This window comes from Haloferula luteola (assembly GCF_014201715.1).
Lineage (GTDB): Bacteria > Verrucomicrobiota > Verrucomicrobiia > Verrucomicrobiales > Akkermansiaceae > Haloferula > Haloferula luteola.
In genome coordinates this window covers 1-3,796 of the sequence record NZ_JACHFD010000052.1, presented here as the reverse complement: position 1 = coordinate 3,796, position 3,796 = coordinate 1, and the positions used below count along the sequence as shown (strand labels likewise).

Genomic DNA, 3,796 nt, shown 5'->3' with positions numbered 1-3,796 from the left:
GTCCATCCGGGATCTGCTCAAGCGCCCGGATCTCATGCGTTCGGTCTGCCGCACCCACTCCCCATAGCGGAAAGAACTTTTGGCAATCGGTCTAAAGGGCTGCCAGAAATCAAGCGCGACCGCGGGAGAACTTCTTCTTGAAGATCGAGACCAACGCCACACCGCCAATCGCAATGGCTTTCCAGAGCTTGGCAAACAACAGTCCCAGTTTTGCAAGGATCCCCGCCTTCGCAGCAATTTTCGCAGCCACCGCTCCCCCCAAAACCATGCCCGCCAAAGACAGCTCCGACTTTTCGTCCTTCGATGGATCGAAGTCGGCATACCGGTGTCCCGGAAGATACTCGACCATGCCAGCGACCTTATCCTCTGCCGCTTGGATTTCCGGTAACGATTCCATCGATGCTACCGCCTGCAGATTCAGCACTCCACGGCGGCCAAGCACCCGCACGTCGTAGTTGATCGTTCCCTCCCCCTCGTCGCCAAATTGCAACTCTTTGGCCCAGTGGAGAACCTTGTGCTCCTTGTCGTAATGAGGCGGTACGGCCCAACCAACCACCTCCACCGTTTCGTAACCCGCCGCTGCGCGCTCCTCATTTGCCTGACGGGTGCCGTCCTGAATCGCAGCCAGCAATTGGTCCCCATCCATGTCATTCGCATCTTCGTCCGAGACATATCCATCCTCGGTGAATTCCACCACGATGGCCCAATCTCCGGGATGCTCGATGGCCTGACCCTCCGGTAGCACAAGTCCCATCGTACTTTCCGCCGTGTCAGGCGGATTTCCCCACAAGTCGACAATCACCTTCTTCGCGGCGTTCTCCCCAAGAAATCGGTAACCTTCGGGCAAATGCAACTGGGCGATCTTCCCGGGCAACAGCACATCTCCGGTTTGATACTCCTCACCCTCAAGAAGGGCTGACACATGAGATTCATACATCGTCTGAAGTTCCTCGGGTGTCGGCTCAACGCTCACTTCTCCCTGAGCAAGAACCCATGACGACAATCCGATCACCCCAATCAGCCATCTAACCGTATGCATGCCTTCCTATGATGAGGGCGAGAGATCAATACAAGCCCATAGTCGATCGTCCGGGCTTCCAGGGCATGCATTGCCCCGATGTGGCGAAACCGTTGCGGATTCGTGGGCGGGTTGGCGAACAGATCACGCCAACGTCTCGGCCTGATGTCCATTCGCCTCTCCACGGTCTTGTTGTCCCTGATTTTGCCGCTCACGGCGGCTGAGCCAGCCAAGCCTTTTCATTTTGCGCATCGCGGGGGCTCCTATGAGTTCGAGGAGAACACACTCGGGGCTTTCCGCAGCAGCTACGATGCGGGTGTTCGAGGCTTCGAAACCGACGTCCGCATGACTCGAGATGGGCAGTTGGTGATCCTCCACGACGATTCCCTTGATCGCACTCACCACGGTCAAGGACCGATCGAGGACATGGATTCGACAGCAGTTCGCCAAGTCCTCTCACGCAAGCAAGGAGAGCCACTCCTCTTTTTGCAGACCTTACTCGACTACCTCGCTGACAAACCCGGCATGTACGTCGAGTTCGAGATGAAGACCAGCAATAAGGAGCTTTATCCAGACGATCGGATTGAGGCCTATGCCAAAGCCATTTACCAACAAGTGACCACCCATCGCCCAGAGGACTCGACATGGGTTTTCACCTCGTTCGATCCACGCCCACTCAAGGCCATCAAAGCCATCGATCCCGACGCAGAGATCATGCTGATCAAAGGAGGTCCTTTGGACCATGCGCTCATGGACTCCGCGAAAGAGATCGGCTCCCATCGGATTGCCTGCAAGATGGAAGGGACCACCCGCTTGGCCGTCACCCAAGCCCGGGAAGCCGGATTCATCGTCACGGGATGGCCCGGCCATACGATGAACGACTACTTTCTAGGACTGGGGCTGGGAGTGGATGCCATCTGCACCGATATCCCGGTGGAGGTGCAGAAGTATCTTGAGAAGCAGGCGAAGCATTGATCGAACTGCTCATGAGGTCGGCACTCCATACGAGAAATGCCGACCCGAGCCGATTGGGCCACGGAATCAGCGGCGACGGAAGAAGGCCATGCCCGCCAATCCGCCGAGCGCCAAAAGTCCAGTCGTGGGCTCCGGAACGGTGGAAACGGCATTGAACACTTGGCCTAGAGTGACCGTGCCATCGAGAGCCACCGCATTGTTGGTGAAGAAGTCTCCTGCAGTAGCGTTGTCGGTCAGACCGCCGCGGTAACCTTTAAGGCCTGCCGCAGCGTTCGGTACCGTCTCGTCTACGGTACCGAAGCTAACGGTACTATTGCCGCGCCAGTTCCAGGTTCCCGTCACCCCAGTCAAACTGAATTCGCTATAGGCGCCATCCTGACCCACGAGGATCGTGGCATTCGTCGTATCCAGCGAAACGAAAATGGTCGTTTCAACATTCGCAGCGACCATTCCGAGCTGGATACCAAAGGCGGCATCTCCCCCAGCCAAGTCGGCGGGCCCGGAAGGGAAAGCATTCGCATCACCTGAGCTGCTGAGAAACCAGACACTGCCATCGATCAGCCAGAGGCCCGAGCCACTGGTCGTGCCACCAATTTCAATGATTCCCACGGCACCCGTGGTGCTGTTGGAGAGATCCGTGGTGGACGGAGTGAACTGGGCTGCGAGCGTCAGGCCGCTGGCCAAATCGGTGGCGCCGATCGTACCGGTGTTCGCCGACGTTTGGCTATACAGAGCCGTTCCGTCGCTGAGGTCCGGAACGATGGTGCCGGCCGAAGCAAGTCCTCCGGCCGCGAAGAGCGCGACCCAGCCAAGGGCGCGAGGGTTGGGATGGGGATTCATGGGCTTTGAGTGGGGTTGAGTTGGTGCCATTAGGTTGAAAGCCTGGACGCATCCACCTTCGGAATTGCCCTGGCCTATCCCGCGTATTTCGCCATTCGTTCGGGCGTTCCAAAAAATCCGGGAGTTTTTCTGACAGCCTTCCCTGACTCCGCGAGCTGCTCGCGCTTGCGCGTTCGCGTCAAAAACCCGTTGCACCCTGCGGGAAGGACGTGTTGACTCCGCCTGCTGTCAGGGGCCGTGGAGGTTCGGCAGACAAACCCCGCCAGGCCTTGATCGGAGCAACGGTAGTTTGTCCGGATTTGCCGCGGTTCCCTGGCAGCCTTTTAGATACTTCTAGGCAGAATGGACGAATTCAGAATTTGATCCAATCAGCTAAGGCTAATAGATTTATGAAATCTATAAAGGTCTCGGCAAACGGGTCGTAGCGTGTGTTGAAGCCGCGGTATCGTTTGATCCGCGCAAAGAAGTTCTCCCTCACCCGCCGCCGCTGCCTTCACCGAACTGCCGTCAATGGCCTTCCGCGTGAAACTGTGCCACCGGCCCTCGTCCCGGACCGCTCCCGCCATCGCGGCATCCACCCTACGCGAGCATTCCTTGATGAACTCCTTCGACATCCACAAGCGGACCCTGCAGAAGGCGCCGTTCCTTTCGGTTGGAGCGGGTATACCACGGGTCGCTGACCACGACTGAATGTCATCGAGCCCACTCGAATCGGCGGGCCAATTCAGTTCGCTTAGGCCCAGCCATTCTTCCAGCTCCTCCTGCTTGATGGCATCCCTGTTGTTCAAGGTGCTCACGCCGGTGCTCAACAGATGCGTCGAGCAATACGCCCATTCTGGATCCGCATCGTCCGACGCCCGGTAGGTCTGATCCACCTCCGCGACGAACATCATCACTTTCAGCTCCGGCAATGACTGTGGGTCCGTCGGATCGCTGTTGCCGTCGTGTTCCCAATAGTTCGAA

4 protein-coding genes and 1 other RNA gene are annotated in these 3,796 nt (G+C 57.9%); 2 read left to right on the top strand and 3 right to left on the bottom strand.

Translation table 11 applies throughout. The annotated features are described in order from the left end of the window. Positions 1-109: 109 nt before the first annotated feature. The gene (locus tag HNR46_RS20245; RefSeq protein ID WP_184022481.1) at positions 110-1,039 is read right to left on the bottom strand and encodes a DUF2167 domain-containing protein; all 930 of its coding nucleotides are present in this window, start codon (positions 1,037-1,039) and stop codon (positions 110-112) included. 144 nt (positions 1,040-1,183) lie between these two features. On the opposite strand from HNR46_RS20245, the gene HNR46_RS20240 reads away from it, so the two are divergent. After that, positions 1,184-1,993 (top strand): glycerophosphodiester phosphodiesterase, encoded by an 810-nt coding sequence (locus tag HNR46_RS20240; RefSeq protein WP_184022479.1) that lies wholly within the window; start codon positions 1,184-1,186, stop codon positions 1,991-1,993. A gap of 66 nt (positions 1,994-2,059) precedes the next feature. Here HNR46_RS20240 and HNR46_RS20235 read toward each other — a convergent pair whose 3' ends face one another. After that, entirely contained in the window at positions 2,060-2,833 is a 774-nt protein-coding gene (locus HNR46_RS20235) for a PEP-CTERM sorting domain-containing protein (RefSeq protein ID WP_184022477.1), read from the bottom strand. 226 nt (positions 2,834-3,059) lie between these two features. Between HNR46_RS20235 and ffs the strand changes: the two genes are divergently transcribed. After that, positions 3,060-3,154, top strand: an RNA gene (ffs, locus tag HNR46_RS20230) — signal recognition particle sRNA small type. Positions 3,155-3,201: 47 nt separating this feature from the next. On the opposite strand, the gene HNR46_RS20225 is transcribed toward ffs, so the two are convergent. Beyond that, positions 3,202-3,796: hypothetical protein (locus HNR46_RS20225; RefSeq protein WP_184022475.1), on the bottom strand; the 595-nt coding region annotated here is incomplete at its 5' end.